We start from the raw sequence: 16,949 nt of genomic DNA, 5'->3' as shown, positions 1-16,949 counted from the left end.
GCATGTGAGGGCAACAAAGGATCAACTCTGCCTTTGTTTCAAATGACATTTCTCCTATTGTCAAAGCCAGCAGATCAAAGAAACGAGACACCATGACCGCACAGACACAAACCACCTGGCACCACCTCTCCTCAGACTGGATCAACTGGGCAGACCGGCTGGCCCCGGCAGCCGAGAAGATCAACCGTCACATGATTGAGGCGGCTGATCTGGAAGGTCTGGCGCGATTGCGCGCTGCTGCGCCGCTTGATGTGCTTGATCTGGCATCCGGGGTTGGCGAGCCGGCCTTTTCCTTTGCCCGTGCATTGGGCGACGCGGGCGGTCATGTCACCGCATCCGATATCGTGCCGGAAATGTGTGATGGCCTGTCGGCCCGCGCGGTCGAGGAAAGCATTACCAATATTTCGGTGATCCCGGCGGATATGGAAAAGCTTCCATTTTCCGACCAAAGCTTTGATGTGGTGTCGTGCCGGTTTGGCGTGATGTTTTGCACGGATCCGGATCAGGCATTGTGCGAGGCCCACCGGGTTTTGCGCTCTGGCGGGCGGGCGGTTTATATGGTCTGGGCACCGATGGTTGATAACCCGCTTTTTGCCGCCATGGATGCGGTTCTGGGCAACATCCTTGGCGTCGGGTTTGAAAGCGCCGGGCTTGATCCCTTTGCCTTTGGCCATCCGGATAAATCGATGATGCGTCTTGAGGATGCGGGCTTTACCGATATTGCTGCCACCACCCATAGCCCGGCCGGGCGCATCCCCGAAAAGGTGGCCTTCTGGAAGCCGCAGATGGATATGCTGTTTGGCAATGTGTTGCGCACCGCATCGGATATGGATCGCGGGGCGATTGATGCGGCGATGTTTGAAACACTTTCACCCTATATCGAAAACGGTCATTTTCAGGTTCCGATTTGTTTTCATGTGCTTAGCGCCAAGCGGGCCTAAGATGCGCATTCCCGTTACCGCCTGATTGTATAAAAATCACAGCATTCCTGCGCGTAACGCATGGTTGCATGCGTGGATTTTTGCTTGCCTTTTGAAGCACAGCGTGGCAAATGCCCGCCCTGAAGCGATGTTCGCTTCCCTGTCGTAGCACCAGGTTAAAAACACGAAAGACATATGATTATGAAGACGATTGTCGTCTGCTCTGGCGGGCTCGATTCCGTCACGCTGGCCTATAAGGTTGCAGCCGAGCACAAGCTCCATTCCCTGATTTCGTTCGATTATGGCCAGCGCCATAAAAAGGAACTCGATTTCGCTGCGCGCACGGCACGCGATCTTGGCGTCAAACATCACATTGTTGATCTGACCCCGGTGGGGGCGCTTTTGACCGGATCGTCGCTGACTTCTGATGATGTCGATGTGCCCGATGGCCATTACGCCGAAGAAACCATGCGCGTGACTGTGGTGCCCAACCGCAATGCCATCATGCTTGCGGTTGCCTTTGGTGCGGCCGCCAGTGCCGGTGCCGACGCGGTTGCAGCAGCCGTTCATGGCGGGGATCATTTCATCTATCCCGATTGCCGCCCCGATTTCATCAAATCGTTTCAGGCCATGCAGGACCATGCGCTTGAAGGGGTCAGGGACGTCAAGCTTTATACCCCGTTTGTGAATGTCTCCAAGGCCGACATCGCGCTTGAGGCCGGTCGCCTTGGCGTGCCGGTTGATCTGACCTGGTCATGCTACAAGGGCGGGGAAACCCATTGCGGACGGTGCGGCACCTGTGTCGAGCGGCGCGAGGCGCTTGAACTGGCGCGCGTCAAGGACCCGACCGTTTATGTCGATCGCGATTACTGGAAACAGGCCCGTGCCGAACATCGTGCACGTCAGCTGGCAAATAGCGAAAGCGCCACCAGCGTTACCAGCGCGGCCGAGTAATCCCTATAACTTCCTTGCAGCATGGATGCCTGCCTTTGCGGGCGTGACGGATAAGAGTTGAACCTGTCTGGTCTGGCACCGTCATCCCCGCAAAAGCGGGGACCTCGATCCGCGTGCTCATACTGCAAGGCATGACTACACCGAAAGAAAACCGATGTTTACCATCACCAAACAATTCGCCTTTTCCGCCAGCCATCAGCTGGCCGGTCTTGAAGAAGACCATCCCTGTTCGCGCCTGCATGGCCACAACTATATCGTCGAGGTCGAACTTAAGGGGGCCAACCTTGATGCGCGCGGTTTTGTGCGCGATTACCGCGAACTTGGCCCGCTTAAACGCCTGATTGATGACGAATTTGATCACCGCCACCTCAATGATGTTCTGGGCCATGATCATCCGACCGCAGAACAGCTTGCCCTGTTCTTTTACGAATGGGCGCACGATCGCTGGGAAGAAGTATCGGCGGTGCGCGTGTCCGAAACGCCGAAAACCTGGGCGGAATATCGTCCATGACCGTCCTTGATCCCCAGATTGCCGAAATCTCCGAACAGCGGGGCAAAATCCGCATTTCCGAGATTTTCGGTCCCACCGTTCAGGGCGAAGGCGCGCTGATCGGGGTGCCGACCGTGTTTGTGCGCACCGGTGGTTGTGATTTTCGCTGTTCCTGGTGCGATACGCTTTATGCGGTCGATCCGGCCTTTCGGGCCGACTGGAAGCCAATGTCTGCGACCGAGGTTCTGGACGAGGTCAAAAGGCTTTCGGGTGGCAAGCCGATCCTGATCACGCTTTCGGGCGGCAATCCGGCGATCCAGCCGCTGGGCACCCTGATTGCCATGGGCAAACAGGAAGGGTTCACCTTTGCGATTGAAACCCAGGGCAGCATCGCCAGGGACTGGTTTGCGGACCTTGACTACCTGACACTCAGTCCAAAACCGCCAAGCTCATCGACCAGCTTTGAGGCCGACGCCCTTCGCGCCTGCATTGATGCCGCACAGGCGCGCGGAATGCTGGATGGCCCGGCCATCACCCTTAAATTCCCGGTCCGTGACGAGGCCGATCTGATGTTTGCCGATTATGTGAGGAACCTTCACATTAGCATTCCGGTCTGTTTGCAGCCGGTCAATACTACCCCCGCCGAACCTCATCCCGATGGTGTGAACGGTGTTGATATCGATGGCCTGACTGCCCGTTATCGCTGGCTGGTGGATGAGGTTGCCAAACGCAAATGGTTTGACGTGCGCGTCCTGCCGCAGTGGCATGTCCATGTCTGGGGCAATTTGCGCGGGGTTTGATCCCCGTCCATTCCCGGCAATACCGATAATGCCGCACCCCGGATCAGCTCCAGATCCGGGCAGCGTTCAAATCCGCCAAATGTCGGGATTTAAAGCGGGATCGGGAAAAATATATTTTATGCGAAATAGCTGATCCTTTTCATGGGCATCAGGGTTTTGCCATCCATGGATGCGTGTCCCTGCATTTGCTATTGCCGTGAAAACAACCACTTCCAAGAAGCGGGCGTATTTTGCGCCGCCATATGGAAAGTATTTATCATGTCATTTCGCAGTTTCTCTAAAGACCATGCGAACGCGGCTAACAAGACCGAAGCCCTATCTGCTACAGCCGCCCCGACATCCCCGGCCAAAACCGCCGAGCCAGCACCTGATACCGAGCCGGCCGGGCCAGAAGCCCCGGCAGCAGTCCCCCATCAGGGCGCGAACGACTGACCTGCATCGCGGAGGGGTCATACCCTCCGTCCTGCCCTGTTTCGTGCAGCGGCATTGTTACGCTGACCTTGCCAGGGGCAAGACACCATCGCAGGGCATATTCCACCATCAAAAAGAGCCTGTCCGATGTCCCATGAGCGCACCTCACAAAAAACAGTAACCTTTGACCATCCGTTTCATCTCAAGGGGTTTAACGATCTGTTCCCGTCCGGCAGCTATGTTGTTGAAACCACCGAAGAACTGGTCGAAGGCATTTCATTTACCGTCTATCGCCGGGTATCGACGGAACTTCACCTTAAGGCAAAGCTGAACGGGATGCTGGTTGACCGTATCCTGAACGTCAATCCGATTGATCTTGATCTGGCACTTTCAAAGGATGGTGAACAGGAAGCGGGTCCTGATATCCACTAATCCGTCATCGACCTGCATACAGGCCGCTTTTCGGGGGCAATTTGCCCTTTGCCTGCAACCATCCCATATATAAGACATCAGCCGTTTCAACGAAGGATCGCAAAACGGCTATGGCGCTTCGCCATATACCCCCGTGGTGATGAGCAAATCCGGGGCAGAAGCGCCTGGTTTAACAGCCGGAAAGTTCGGCCCATGGCCGGATTGATCGCCCGACGGGTGCGATATCACAATAAAAACCAGATCAGCCCCGAGAACGATCATCTTCCGGATGCTCGAAGGAGCCATGATCATGAGCATTACCCGTACAACCCATCGCACGGTGACGTTCTTTCATCCGTTCCACCTGTCTTGCCACGACGGACTGCTTCGCGCGGGTGAATATGAAGTCGATACACTTGAAAAGCTTGATATCGAAGCCGCAACGCGCAGCTATATCAAACTGGAATGCCAGCTTCATCTCTGGTCCGAGGAAGATCTGGCACAGGGGATCAAAAGCCTGACAGTCATGCCCCAGGAACTCGAAGCAGCCCTTGCCCTTGATTCCGATCCACTACGCGAAGATGAACGTAACCGGATGATCAAATCCTTTGGCGGCGTATCAGAAGACACTGCCGCCTGAACAACAGGTAAGCGTCCCAGCGCATCCCTTCCGCCTGATCGGGTGTTTCCGGCATTCATGGCAGCCGGATCACCGGTGTCAGCCACCCCATGGACTGCATCATTTTCACCGCTTCAAACACCGGTATTGCCATCAAAAACCACAATGCATCGCGTGTGGTCGTTAAAAACAGGGCCGGTTTGCAGACAAGGTCAGCCTCATCACGCCAGCGATACCATGCGGGGCGGAAACGCGGCGTATAGTTGCGATAGCGCGCGTACATAACACCGAACCGTTCAGCCAGAAGTCTTTCTTCGCGGATGACAACACCGCGAAACACAAGCCAGCCTGCCACGGCAAAGATCACCCCGATACTCAGGCTTCCGGTTTGCAAACCGGCACCAAACGCCCCGATGATGCTAAAGACATAAAGCGGGTTGCGGCACAGGGAATAGGGTCCGCTTGTTACCAGTTCGGCTTTCTTGCGCCCGCCAATATAAAGCGAACACCAGCCGCGACCGAAAATGCAAATGGCAATTGCCCCGACGCCAGCCCCCTCGATCAAATCATGAAGCGGGCTGTCAGGTGCCAGAACAGAGCCGCTTCCACCGACCACAACCAAAAGTACCAGCACGCCAAGACGAATGACCCGCTTTCGGCGGCGCTGGACATTTTGCAGATCGTCGTAACCAATCCTGATAGCCGGTTCGGAACTGTCAGGAAGACGGGAGATATTCGGTTCGGACATTCAGGGCACCCTGTATCTGGTTGTGATACAGGAACCCTATTCCTGTCAGACCGCGTCTGACGTCCTGTGCTGCGCATCCGGTCGTTCGGATGCAGCTTCGGACGCAGTGCCCGATGCATCGCCCCTGTTGCTTTCCCGATTTGACAGATACTTGTCTCTGGCGGCTTCGCGCACGGCACTGGGCGTTTCGCCCGTGATCTTTTTGAAAGCCAGATTAAAGGTCGATTTCGAATTGAAGCCGACACTGAGTGCGATATCAAGGATCGTCCGATCAGGCTCAAGCAACAGTACCGCATGGGCCTCCTCGATCCGGGCACTATTGACGAAATCAAAGAAACTTTGCCCAACATGCCGGTTGAGGACATAGGATAGCTGGTTGGGGGTAATTCCAACCGCCTTTGCCAGTTTCGGAAGCGAGACCAGCGGGTCGAGCAATATTTCCCGCTGCTTGTATATGGCCGAAAGCCGCGCGACAGCCGCCCTCACCCCGTCTTCATCCAGAAGCGGGCGTGCGACATTCCCGCGCATGTCGCCCGGGTTTTCCCGATCAGATAGCGTATTTTCTTCGCCCGACATGCTGTTCGACAGACTATCCGAACTTCTGTTCGATACCGGGGTTGATGTTCCCGTCGCAATGGCATCGGAGTCAGCATCAGCCATATCGCCCGGCCAGTCCGGCAGGACAAATAGTGTGGGCTGCGTCGCGATCACATAACTCATCGCAAACAGCACCAGCACAATTGCAATCCCGACACCGGTCATTTCCATCCTGTCGGGCAGATAAAGACCCGCGATCTTGCCGATCAACACGGTAACGAACATCAGGCTCACCCCGCCAAGGATCACCGTGATCCAGCGTTGCATTGCCTGCCGGTCTGCGCCCAGCTGTTCCTGGGTCTTCCGGAAATAACGCCGCGACACACGCCAGATCAGCCAGATATAGAGCGATGACTGCGTCAGAATCGCAAGCCAGCAAAACACCCTGATCCCGGCAATCAGAATACTCAGATAACCTGTCGACAACTGTCCTGCCGCCGCATCTGCGTCTTCAAGACTGTCCAGCCCCCCGACCGTCAGCAACCATAACATCAGATTGAAGATCAGCCCGGCCAACAGGAAATGCCCCCATGGCCGCTGCGATGGCGTGCCCGAAATTTCCCGGAAATACAGATAAATCGCCGGAGCAATCAGGAAATTGGCGGGAAAAAAGAATACCAGCAACACATCCTTGCTTGCACCGTTCAGGAAAACTTCACCGATATCTTCGAGCAGATTGACCATGACTGCGGCCAGAAAAAGCATCATCCAGCGGTTTGCCGCGAAGGCCCCTACGCCTTCGGACCGTAGCAACAGGCACAGGAAAATGCCCTGCATCACGCCGATCACGGAAATCGTCATGTCAAAAATTTCGGGAAACCCGACCACCATCTTAAATCACCACCTGCTTTTTCTGGCTACATCTTGCCCGGACTTTGCCTGTCCGAACCAACTATACCGTTTCAATAGACACAGTCGGTCATAAAAGGCGTCCGACTATGCACAAACGGACGCAACCATCCGCACTTTTCGCCAGATTGGTTACCAGACGCCTGTCACCGAAACTGGATGATCCGATCCGTAACAAATCGGTTTCCATAATCGTCCCGGTAGAGGCAGCGTCATAAAAATTTCTATCATAATCGATTGACTGTATCGAATTGATATATGATATTCCGACATATATCGAACTGATATAGCGAAACTGGCAGCTTCCCCCGCCAGTTCGCATTCAGTTCGGGGGAAGAAACAAGGACACAGAACAGAAGATGGACGTACGCACACTTTGTCTGGGCGCTCTAATGGGCGGCGAGGCAACGGGATATGAAATCCGGAAGATGTTCGAAGATGGCACCTTCAGCCATTTTCAGATTGCATCGCTTGGCTCGATTTACCCGGCACTGACCAAACTGACGCAAGACGGTCTTGTGACCTTTGTCGAGCATGAGCAGGAAAACCGTCCCGATAAAAAGGTCTATCAACTGACCTCCGAGGGACGGCGCACATTCCTGCGCACGCTTTTGCAAACGCGCCCGGCCGAGGACCGTTACCGTTCCGACATTCTGTTCATGCTGACCTTCGCCGAAGAAATGCCGATAGAACTGACCGAAGCCCTGATTGATGAATTTGCCGCCCGTCATGAATTGATGAGCCATCAGATCGACCCGGAAAATGACGACAAGCCCGGAACCATGTCGACCTATGGCCGCGATGAAAACGGGGCCCCGAAACCGGGATGTTGTTTTGTCGCCGGTCTGGGACAGGCCATGTGCGAGGCAACCCTGAAATTCATCCGTGAAAACAAACAGGGTCTGCTTGATGAACTGCGAGATTTCAAGGCACGCAAACCATGATCGGGAAGCCCTGAATTGTCTTGAATAAACACGCAAAAAGACGTGCCTGCAAAAGCGCCAAAAACACATTCCGCCGACGGAATATTTGAGGGAAAGAACATGAACGCTTCACGCCTGATCGCAATCCTTCTGGTCTTGGGGACCGTTGTTTGGGTCGGCAGCGCCTATCTCGGGGATGATCCCGCAGAGGCCGCGAACACGTCCGAACAACAGGCAGCGCAAGCTGACGAACAGACAGCCAAGCCGCGTGCGAGTGTCCGCACCATCACCAGCAAGGCGGTTGATCACGTTGATTATCTGCGCATTTCGGGCCGTACCGAAGCGGTGATTTCTGTTGAAATCCGCGCCGAGACAGAGGCCCGCGTAACCGAAATCGGCGCGACCAAGGGGCAGACCGTCAAGAAAGGCGATCTGATTGCCAAGCTGTCCGTCGATGATCGTCAGGCACGTGTGGAAAAGGCCCGTGCCCTTGTTGCCCAGCGTGAACTTGAACATTCGGCAGCCAAAAGTCTGGCCGCGAAAAATTACCGTTCCAAAACCGGCGTTGCCCAGACACTTGCGCTGCTTGAAGAAGCCAAGGCTGATCTGACCATTGCCCGGACCGAACTGAACAATACCGAAATTCGCGCTCCGTTTGATGGCATTGTCGAAAATCGCCCGGCCGAGATCGGTGATCTTCTGTCGATTGGTGATCCGGTTGCAACCATGATCCAGGCTGACCCGATGCTGGTTGTAGCCCAGGTCCCCGAACATTCGATCAGCGCCATCGAACTTGGTCAGCTGGCATCCGTATCGCTTTATGACGGCACCCGCTATGACGGGATTGTGCGTTACACCGCGCGGGTATCTGACAACAATACCCGTACCTTCCGGGTTGAGGTCGAAATCAACAATGCCGATCTGAAAATCCCCGATGGCATGACGGCCGAACTTGAAATTCCGGTTGGTACCAAGCGTGCCCATCAGGTTCTGCCATCTGTTCTGACCCTTAATGATGACGGTGAGCTGGGCGTGCGCGCCATCACCGATGGCAACAAGGTTGACTTCCTTCCGGTCGAACTTCAGGGCGGCTCGCGTGAACGCGTCTGGATTGGCGGCCTGCCACAGGAATTCGAACTGATCGTGGTCGGTCATGACTGGGTCAAGGAAGGGGCACTTGTGAATGTTGTCCATCTTGAAACCGACGAGGCCGGTCTTCCGATAGCACCCGATCCCGCATCAATCGATGGGGAAAACGGTACGACAATTTCGGAACGGACCGCGCAATAAGCGCGTGCATGAGGAGATAGAAAATGTCCCTGATTGATCACGCGTTACACAGGTCGCGCACCGTCATTCTGGTTCTGGTCCTGCTGCTTGCAGCTGGCTGGGTAGGTTATAACACCATCCCCAAGGAAGCCGATCCGGATGTTCAGATCCCGGTGCTGTATGTCACCATGCATCATGATGGCATATCGCCCGAAGACGCTGAACGCCTTCTTTTGCGTCCGATGGAACAGGAATTGCGCTCCATCGAGGGTGTCAAGGAAATGAGCTCGCAGTCCTATCAGGACGGGGCATCGGTAACGCTTGAATTCTATTCAGATGTCGAGATCGACGAGGCATTGGCTGATGTTCGCGAACGCGTTGACATTGCCAAGTCCGAACTGCCCGAAGAAACCGACGATCCCGAAGTTCACGAAGTCAACCTGTCGCTGTTCCCGGTTCTGGTTGTCACCCTGTCAGGGGACGTGCCCGAACGTGCGCTCTTGCGTATGGCGCGTGATCTTAAGGATTCAATCGAAGGTATCCCGGCGGTTCTGGAAGCCAAACTGGCCGGTGACCGCGAGGAGCTTGTCGAATTCGTCATTGATCCGATGAAGGTCGAGACCTATCGCCTGAACGGGATCGATATTGTATCACTGGTGCGCAGCTCAAACTCGCTGGTTGCAGCAGGTGCGGTTGATACCGGTACCGGGCGCTTTAACATCAAGGTCCCCGGCCTTTTTGAAAGCGTGAATGACATTCTTGATATGCCGCTGATTGTGGACGGGGATTCTGTCATCCGGTTCCGCGATATCGGCGATGTCCGCCGGACATTCAAGGATGCAACAAGCTTTGCGCGCCTTAATGGCGAACCGGCGATTGCGATCGAGGTTTCAAAACGTGTTGGCGAAAACATCATCGAGGTGATTGATGCAATCAAGGCCACCACAGCCGAGGCTCAGCAGGCTTTCCCGCCGAACCTGACAATCAGTTATTCGCAGGATAAATCATCTGATATCCGCACCATGCTGTCTGATCTTCAGAACAGCGTGATCCTTGCGATCCTTCTGGTGATGGTGGTTGTCATCTGGTCGCTTGGATGGCGGTCGGGACTGCTGGTTGGTTTGTCCATTCCGGGCTCCTTCCTGACAGCGATCCTGATCCTTTGGGCGCTGGGCATGACGGTCAATATCGTTGTTCTGTTCAGTCTGATCCTTGCAGTCGGGATGCTGGTTGATGGCGCGATTGTTGTCACCGAATATGCCGATCGCAAAATGATCGAGGGCATGCACCGCAAGAAAGCCTATCCGCTGGCGGCCAAACGCATGGCTTTGCCGATCATTGCCTCAACCGCAACCACCCTTGCGGCCTTCCTGCCACTGGCCTTCTGGCCCGATATCGTCGGCGAATTCATGAAATTTCTGCCGATTACGGTACTGTTTACGCTTAGTGCGTCGCTTGCCATGGCCCTGATCTTTGTACCGACTGTGGGTGCATGGTTTGGCAAACCGGGCAGCGAAAACAATGCAAGCCTTGAAGCCATCGCCGCAGATCATGCCGATGACATTGACAAGGTCACGGGCGGCACGGGCCTTTATGTTCGCATCCTTAAGGGGTCGCTTCGTTTCTATTGGCTGATTGTACCACTGGCCTTTGTCGTACTGATCGTTGTCTGGGGTGCCTTTGGCAAACTTGGCAAGGGTGTTGAATTCTTCCCGGCAGTAGAACCTGAAGTCGCTGTTGTTCAGGTCCGCGCACGCGGCAACCTGTCCTATTACGAACAGGATGCGCTGCTTAAGGAAGTCGAAGACCGTATTCTTGCCCTTGATACCCATCATGAAGGCGAGAACTGGTTTGACACGGTCTATGCCCGGTCGGGCAAAAGTGCCGGTGGCAACGAAGCCCCCGAGGATGTCATCGGGGTGGTTCAACTTGAATATGCTGACTGGCAGACCCGCCCGAAGGCAACCGAGATTGAAAAACGCATTCTCGAAGATACGGCCGATCTTGCCGGTATTCAGATCGAAGTACGCGCCCAGGAAGCAGGTCCGCCACAAGGCAAGGATATCCAGATCCAGCTGCGATCCTTCTATCCCGAACTGCTTGATCAAACAGCAACCATGCTGTTGACCGGTCTGCAGGACATGGGGGGTATGTATAACTTCGAAGACGGCAAGTCGCCCCCGGGCATTGACTGGGAATACACAGTCGACCGTGCCCAGGCGCTTAAATTCGGGGCTGATATCAACCAGATCGGCAACGTCGTCAAACTGGTGACCAATGGGATCAATTTCTCGACCTATCGCCCGGATGATTCGACCGAGGAAATCGATATTGTCGGCCGTTATCCGGCGCGTTACCGGTCGCTTGACGAGCTTGAAAACCTTCAGATCGTTACCGAAAAGGGTCTGGTGCCGCTTGCAAACTTCATCTCGCGGACCCCGAAACCCAAAACCGGAACACTGACCCGCGTTGACAGCCGCCGTGCGCTCACCGTCAAGGCAGACGTTCAGGATGGGATTCTGGTCGATACCAAGCTTGGCGAGGTCAAGGCATGGATGAGCACCCTTGAAATTGATCCGCGCGTGTCGGTCGAATTCAAGGGTCAGGATGAAGAACAGAAGAAGTCGGCAGAATTCCTTGTGAATGCCTTTACTGTCGCACTTTTCATCATGTTCATCATTCTGGTCACCCAGTTCAACAGCATCACAAGTTCGCTTCTGATCATGATCGCGATTATCATGTCAACGGCGGGCGTGTTCCTTGGTCTGATGATTACAGGACAAGCTTTCTCGATTGTGATGAACGGGATCGGGGTGGTTGCGCTGGCCGGTATCGTTGTGAACAACAATATCGTTCTGATCGATACCTTTGACCGGCTTAAACACACAGCAGGCAGCATCGAAGCCGCCATTCTTCAAACCGGCGCACAACGTTTGCGCCCGGTGATGCTGACGACGGTGACGACCATTCTTGGTCTGGTGCCGATGGTGCTTCAGATCAATATCGACTTCGCCGCCCGTGCGGTTTCGGTTGGCGCACCATCGACCCAGTGGTGGGTACAGCTTTCGACATCCATCGCATTCGGTCTGGCCTTTGCCACGGCACTGACACTGATCTTTACGCCCTGCGCCTTGATGATGCGTCACAAGCTTGGCGGCAAGTTCCGCGGCTTTGGCCCATGGATCAGGTCGCTTGTCAGCGTCTGGACGGGACGTGCCAACAAGACCCAGCATGATCCGAACGCCTAGAACAGAATAGCCGCGCGACTTTTCCCCCGACCCCGCCGCGCGGTTACACCGGCCCCCTCCCCCGAGGGGGCCGGTGATTTATTTCCGGGAAATTGTATTGATCAGTTGGATGGGGAAGATGTCGTCATCGCCCAGATCTGATCATAGCTGCCGCTGTTTTTGAGCTGATCAAGTGCTGCACGCAGAACTTCTACCGCATCATCATCGGTCGCAAGGCTGGCCGCCAGATAAAGATCGCTTGAAAGTTCGGGTATCCGGGCAACAACCTTAAGCCGATTGCTATCGACATCAAGCATGCGCACCCGATAGGGCAATGACAGGGCATCACCAGCAATCAGATCGGCCCTTCCGGCATATAACATGCGAATGGTGGCTTCTGCGGACGGGACCATTTCCACATCGAAGCCCGACTTTTGCAAATATTGCGCCTTTACGTCGCCCAGCTGTCCGGCCACGTGAAAATCGCTTAGTTCCCGCCAGTTGTCCGTAGCCTGCACGCCGTTTCTGTCTAGCGCAAACAAACGCACCTGATAGGGGGCCACGGTACCAATCCATTTGAATTTTGTTTCACGATCCGGTCGGCGGGCGATACTGAAAATCAGGGTATTCGGCTGTTCAAGCGCCGTCGCATAGGCCCGCGCCCAGGGTTCGACATGGATTTCACATTTGGTCTGGCTCAGCACGCAGATCCTGTTGATCACATCCACTGCTGGGCCGTGCGCCTCGTTGGTTGCTTCATCAAAAATCACATAAGGCGGAAAGGATGTTGTCATCACGCGCAGGTCGGCCGCAAAGGTCAGGACAGGGAAAACAGCCGCAAGACCGCCGACAAACCAGCCAAGCCATCTTCCGGCCACTACCCTTGATTGATTAACCGACATCACCCAACCTCGCTAAAATACTCTTTTAAGGTAGATATTGCTTATATTGTTCGGATCAAGACGTCGCGGCACTCAAATACATACTTTACTAACAAGCTGACCTGTATCCTTGCGATAAAGCAAAACAAAAAAAGTGAATGCGAGGAGCAGCGGAATGGAGTGGTGTTGCGCATGAAATGTTCTGCAAGGTCGGGCTTGTATATCGCCGCATGGCTTTTTGCGTCACTTGCCGGTGAAAATGCGAATGCACAATCTTCGCAAACCACGTTGAGCTGGGCAGTTCCGCCATTTGCACCAGCCTTTATTACGGATGGTGATGAACTCCGTGGTTATGCCGCCGACACCCAGAACTGGTTTGTTGAAAAACTTCCGCAATATCAGCACGAAATCCTTCAGGTTCCGCTGGCCAGACTTCTGGCCGAGATGAAAAACGGAAACAGCGAATTACGCTGCTCGACAACCCTGATCCCGACAGAAGAACGTCGCGAATATATTACCTTTGCCAAGACAATCCTTTTGCATCTGCCGATCTCGGTTGTCATTCGCGTCAAGGACAAGGCGATGTTTGCCCCCTATGTGAACCAAGCGGGCCACATCGATCTTGCACAGCTGATCGCAAACAAGGACATGACAACCGCCATTCGCATCGGGCGGGCCTATGGTACACAGGTTGACAAATATCTCGACACGCATCGCGAAGACGCCAATGTCATGCAGGTCGCCGATGACACCAAGTTTTTGCGCATGCTTGAACTCAACCGGATTGACTGGACCCTTTATTTCCCGTCCGAGGCGGAATTTTACCGCCGTCGCCATGCGCCCGATCTTGATATCATGGCCATCCCGATTGCCGGAAACACCTCCTTGCTGACAGCAACGATCGGCTGTGCCGACACCCCGGAAGGGAAACAGGCGGTTGCTGAAATCAGCAAGATTGTCGATGAATATCCGTCCATGCCCTGGACAGATTTCTATGCCGACTGGCTGAGCCCGCAAGACCGGGAATGGTTCAAGGCCGCCCGCGAGCAATTCATCAATTCCGACCAGTTCGAAGCACGCCTGCAATATCGACAAGACACCCCAAAATAGAATTACATAACGATTTATTTGCATTTATGGATACAAATACCCTTATTAAGTAGGCAGCTCTTATAGCCTGCCTGAATGGGGAGATGATCCGGATGCGGCCTGCAGGCCACTGTTCCCGTCGCCTATTGGCGCGCAGCATGTTTGCTTTTCTGATCGGGCTGGGATGCCTGATCCCCTTGACCTCGACTGCCTCTGCGCAAACGGGTGAAAAGCAGTCTGTGACATGGACGCTTACCCCTTTGCCGCCAGCAATGCTTGAAAAGGACGGGCAGATTGTTGGTTACGGGGTTGATATCCTCAACTGGTTTTCCAGTCGCCTGCCACAATACAATCACATCAGGGAAATCGTACCGCTTCCACGGTTGCTTAAAACCATTACCGGACCGGGGACCTTTTGCAATATCGGCATGAACGCCACGCCGGAACGCAGGGAATTCCTGCATTTTTCCAACGCGGTTCTTCCCCATTTGCCCGTCAGCCTGATAACCAAAGCCGAACGCAATGAGCAGTTCAAGCCATTCATCAACAAGGATGGTGAAGTCGATCTTGAACGCATGATTGCCTTTGGCAAAATGAATGGTGCCCTGCGTTCACAGCGTTCCTATGGCCCGGTCATTGACGCCATTCTTCGACGCAACATCAATAATCCGGGACTGAGTTTTATTGGCAATGACGCCAATTTCCTGCAACTGATTTCTCTGGGGCGTCTGGACTGGACGCTTTATCTGCCCGCAGAGGCCGAATTTTATCGGCGCGCCAAACTTCCCGAAGAAATGTTTGCAAGCTGGCATATTGCCGGGAACGACCACTTAATGCCTGCATCGATTTCATGTAGCAAGACAGCAACCGGCGATGCCATCGTTGCTGCGATCAACAGGCTTGCCAAAGACAATCCTGACATGCCCTGGACAAGGTTTTATGCATCCGCCCTGTCCCGTCAGGACAAGCAGCATTACGAACAAAAACTGCAAGCCTATATCCGTAATGGCCCACCCGTACTGAATTTGGCGGTTGATCAGTAGGCCGGTTTCAGTCATCTGCGAAAACAACAAAAAAGCCGACGCATGCGTCGGCTTTTTCAATTCAGACCGGAAATCAGATCAGTTCTGATGGACGCGGTTCAGTCCCTCTTCGGGGTCGTCATCGGGTTCGCCATCATCATCTTCTTCATCGGCTGTGTCCTCTTCCTGCTGGTGCTCGACCCCCATACGACGATAGGACCGATAAGACAGCGGGAAGGTGATGAAATAGATCGCAGCGATGGCAGACAGCGTCAGCCAGGGCGAGGATACCAGAAACGCCACCGACGCCCCGAATGCCAACATCAATGGCAGCACCCAGGCACGCGGCACCTTGACCTTCTTGAAGCTGAATGTCGGCAACCGCGACACCATCAAACCCGCGATAATCACGCCATAGGGCGCAACGATATAGGGGCTGTCAAAAATGCCTTCGCCAAACTGGAAGGTCAGAACAATCGGCCACATCGCAAGGGCCGCTGCCGCCGGGGCCGGGACCCCGGTAAAGAACCGGTATGCCCAGGTTGGCAATTCCGGTTCGCCCAGCATCTGGGTGTTAAAGCGTGCAAGACGCAGCATCATGCAAACCGCAAACAGCAATGACAATGCCCAGCCAATGCCCCCAAATTCATGGAGCGACCAGAAATACAGCATCATCGCCGGTGCAACGCCAAAGCAGACAAAGTCCGACAGACTGTCAAGCTCGCCGCCAAAGCGGCTGGATGCGTTCAGCATACGGGCCAGACGGCCATCAAGACCGTCAATAATCCCGGCAATCAGAATGGCGGCAACGGCGGCTTCCCAACGATCCTGCATTGCAAAGCGGATCGAGGTCAGACCGGCACACATGCCCATTATCGTTGCGACATTAGGCACCAGCCGCGTAAGCGACATCGCCTTGAAGCGACGCGGACGACGAATGGGATCGATGCCGCCACTCATTAGCGGATCTCCCCAACTGCGGCTTCCTTGCCCTTGACCGAAACATCGGCAAGAACAGTTTCACCGGCAATCGTGGTCTGACCGACAATCACATTGGGTGACACGCCTTCGGGCAGATACACATCAACACGCGAACCAAAGCGGATCAGACCGAAACGTTCACCTGCCTTAAGCTGCGAACCGGTACCGACATCACACAGAATACGACGCGCAACCAGACCGGCAATCTGGACCACACCAAATTCACGGCCTTCCTTGTCGCGGACCAGAAGGATCTGACGTTCGTTGTTTTCCGATGCCTTATCAAGCTCGGCATTAACAAACTTGCCCGGAACATAGGCTTCGCCAACGATCTCGCCATTGACCGGGCAACGGTTCACATGGACGTTGAAAACGTTCATGAAGATCGAAACGCGGGTGCGCGGGGTCTTGTCGTCAAGTTCCAGTTCCTTGGGCAGCGGCGCCTGCGAAATCATGCATACGCGGCCATCTGCCGGCGAAATCACCAGATTTTCATCGGTCGGGGTGATACGGTCCGGGTCGCGGAAGAAATACGCGCACCAAAGTGTCAGGATCACACCGATCCAGCCCAGCGGTTCCGCAATCAGGAACAAACCCACAGTGATCGCCGCGAAGATCGCAACGAATTTCCAGCCTTCAGGATTGATCGGTACAAGAACGGATTTCAAAGTCTTAATTCCCTGGTTGCCATCGATTGGGCATATCAAATTGGTACGATTGGTACCATGCGGGGGCGTTCTTAGCATCTAGTGATGACA

Annotated in this window: 17 protein-coding genes; 12 read left to right on the top strand and 5 right to left on the bottom strand. The window is 54.6% G+C overall.

Translation table 11 applies throughout. The features are described 5' to 3' along the window. Nucleotides 1-92 precede the first annotated feature (92 nt). From TH30_RS13330 to TH30_RS13300, 7 genes are all read left to right on the top strand, one after another. Entirely contained in the window at nucleotides 93-941 is an 849-nt protein-coding gene (locus TH30_RS13330) for a class I SAM-dependent methyltransferase (RefSeq protein WP_114098586.1), read from the top strand. 180 nt (nucleotides 942-1,121) lie between these two features. Beyond that, on the top strand, nucleotides 1,122-1,874 hold the full coding sequence (gene queC, locus TH30_RS13325) for a 7-cyano-7-deazaguanine synthase QueC (RefSeq protein WP_114098585.1): 753 nt from the start codon (nucleotides 1,122-1,124) through the stop codon (nucleotides 1,872-1,874). 154 nt (nucleotides 1,875-2,028) lie between these two features. Then, nucleotides 2,029-2,385 (top strand): 6-carboxytetrahydropterin synthase QueD, encoded by a 357-nt coding sequence (gene queD, locus TH30_RS13320; protein ID WP_114098584.1) that lies wholly within the window; start codon nucleotides 2,029-2,031, stop codon nucleotides 2,383-2,385. Then, nucleotides 2,382-3,164 (top strand): 7-carboxy-7-deazaguanine synthase QueE, encoded by a 783-nt coding sequence (gene queE / locus TH30_RS13315; protein ID WP_114098583.1) that lies wholly within the window; start codon nucleotides 2,382-2,384, stop codon nucleotides 3,162-3,164. Before queD ends, queE begins: the two co-directional genes overlap by 4 nt. A gap of 258 nt (nucleotides 3,165-3,422) precedes the next feature. Then, nucleotides 3,423-3,596 (top strand): hypothetical protein, encoded by a 174-nt coding sequence (locus TH30_RS22125; RefSeq protein ID WP_181850283.1) that lies wholly within the window; start codon nucleotides 3,423-3,425, stop codon nucleotides 3,594-3,596. Between the two features lie 126 nt (nucleotides 3,597-3,722). Next, nucleotides 3,723-4,007, top strand: a complete 285-nt coding sequence (locus TH30_RS13305; protein WP_114098581.1) for a hypothetical protein — start codon at nucleotides 3,723-3,725, stop codon at nucleotides 4,005-4,007. A 289-nt stretch (nucleotides 4,008-4,296) separates the two neighbouring features. After that, nucleotides 4,297-4,626, top strand: coding sequence for a hypothetical protein (locus TH30_RS13300; RefSeq protein ID WP_114098676.1), 330 nt, complete (start codon nucleotides 4,297-4,299; stop codon nucleotides 4,624-4,626). Between the two features lie 55 nt (nucleotides 4,627-4,681). Here TH30_RS13300 and TH30_RS13295 read toward each other — a convergent pair whose 3' ends face one another. Together TH30_RS13295 and TH30_RS13290 are read right to left on the bottom strand one after the other, a co-directional pair. After that, nucleotides 4,682-5,353, bottom strand: coding sequence for a methyltransferase family protein (locus tag TH30_RS13295; RefSeq protein WP_114098580.1), 672 nt, complete (start codon nucleotides 5,351-5,353; stop codon nucleotides 4,682-4,684). A gap of 45 nt (nucleotides 5,354-5,398) precedes the next feature. Beyond that, nucleotides 5,399-6,751: a helix-turn-helix domain-containing protein gene (locus TH30_RS13290; RefSeq protein WP_181850281.1), complete on the bottom strand. Its 1,353-nt coding sequence runs from the start codon at nucleotides 6,749-6,751 to the stop codon at nucleotides 5,399-5,401. Nucleotides 6,752-7,158: 407 nt separating this feature from the next. Here TH30_RS13290 and TH30_RS13285 point away from each other — a divergent pair, with 407 nt between their 5' ends. The 3 genes from TH30_RS13285 to TH30_RS13275 all read left to right on the top strand — a co-directional run bounded on the left by TH30_RS13285 (nucleotide 7,159) and on the right by TH30_RS13275 (nucleotide 12,239). Further along, entirely contained in the window at nucleotides 7,159-7,743 is a 585-nt protein-coding gene (locus TH30_RS13285; RefSeq protein ID WP_114098578.1) for a PadR family transcriptional regulator, read from the top strand. Between the two features lie 99 nt (nucleotides 7,744-7,842). Further along, nucleotides 7,843-9,012 (top strand): efflux RND transporter periplasmic adaptor subunit, encoded by a 1,170-nt coding sequence (locus TH30_RS13280; RefSeq protein WP_114098577.1) that lies wholly within the window; start codon nucleotides 7,843-7,845, stop codon nucleotides 9,010-9,012. A 23-nt stretch (nucleotides 9,013-9,035) separates the two neighbouring features. Continuing rightward, complete coding sequence (locus TH30_RS13275; RefSeq protein ID WP_258548723.1) at nucleotides 9,036-12,239, top strand: efflux RND transporter permease subunit; 3,204 nt, start codon at nucleotides 9,036-9,038, stop codon at nucleotides 12,237-12,239. 101 nt (nucleotides 12,240-12,340) lie between these two features. Here TH30_RS13275 and TH30_RS13270 read toward each other — a convergent pair whose 3' ends face one another. Continuing rightward, nucleotides 12,341-13,120, bottom strand: a complete 780-nt coding sequence (locus TH30_RS13270; RefSeq protein WP_114098576.1) for a substrate-binding periplasmic protein — start codon at nucleotides 13,118-13,120, stop codon at nucleotides 12,341-12,343. A 171-nt stretch (nucleotides 13,121-13,291) separates the two neighbouring features. Here TH30_RS13270 and TH30_RS13265 point away from each other — a divergent pair, with 171 nt between their 5' ends. Continuing rightward, complete coding sequence (locus TH30_RS13265) at nucleotides 13,292-14,209, top strand: TIGR02285 family protein (protein ID WP_114098575.1); 918 nt, start codon at nucleotides 13,292-13,294, stop codon at nucleotides 14,207-14,209. Nucleotides 14,210-14,346: 137 nt separating this feature from the next. Beyond that, a complete protein-coding gene (locus TH30_RS13260) occupies nucleotides 14,347-15,231 on the top strand; it encodes a hypothetical protein (RefSeq protein ID WP_114098574.1) in 885 nt (294 codons plus the stop codon). Nucleotides 15,232-15,309: 78 nt separating this feature from the next. On the opposite strand, the gene pssA is transcribed toward TH30_RS13260, so the two are convergent. Together pssA and TH30_RS13250 are read right to left on the bottom strand one after the other, a co-directional pair. Continuing rightward, nucleotides 15,310-16,170: a CDP-diacylglycerol--serine O-phosphatidyltransferase gene (pssA, locus tag TH30_RS13255; protein ID WP_114098573.1), complete on the bottom strand. Its 861-nt coding sequence runs from the start codon at nucleotides 16,168-16,170 to the stop codon at nucleotides 15,310-15,312. Next, nucleotides 16,170-16,859 carry a phosphatidylserine decarboxylase gene (locus TH30_RS13250; RefSeq protein WP_404969465.1) on the bottom strand — a complete coding sequence of 230 codons (690 nt, stop codon included), beginning with the start codon at nucleotides 16,857-16,859 and terminating at the stop codon, nucleotides 16,170-16,172. The genes pssA and TH30_RS13250 overlap by 1 nt, the downstream gene beginning before the upstream one ends. Between the last annotated feature and the right edge of the window lie 90 nt (nucleotides 16,860-16,949).

This window comes from Thalassospira profundimaris (genome assembly GCF_003326795.1).
In the GTDB taxonomy this organism is placed as follows: Bacteria; Pseudomonadota; Alphaproteobacteria; order Rhodospirillales; family Thalassospiraceae; genus Thalassospira; species Thalassospira profundimaris_C.
The sequence above is the reverse complement of the archived record's forward strand: the minus strand, read 5'-3'. Positions and strand labels throughout refer to the sequence as shown.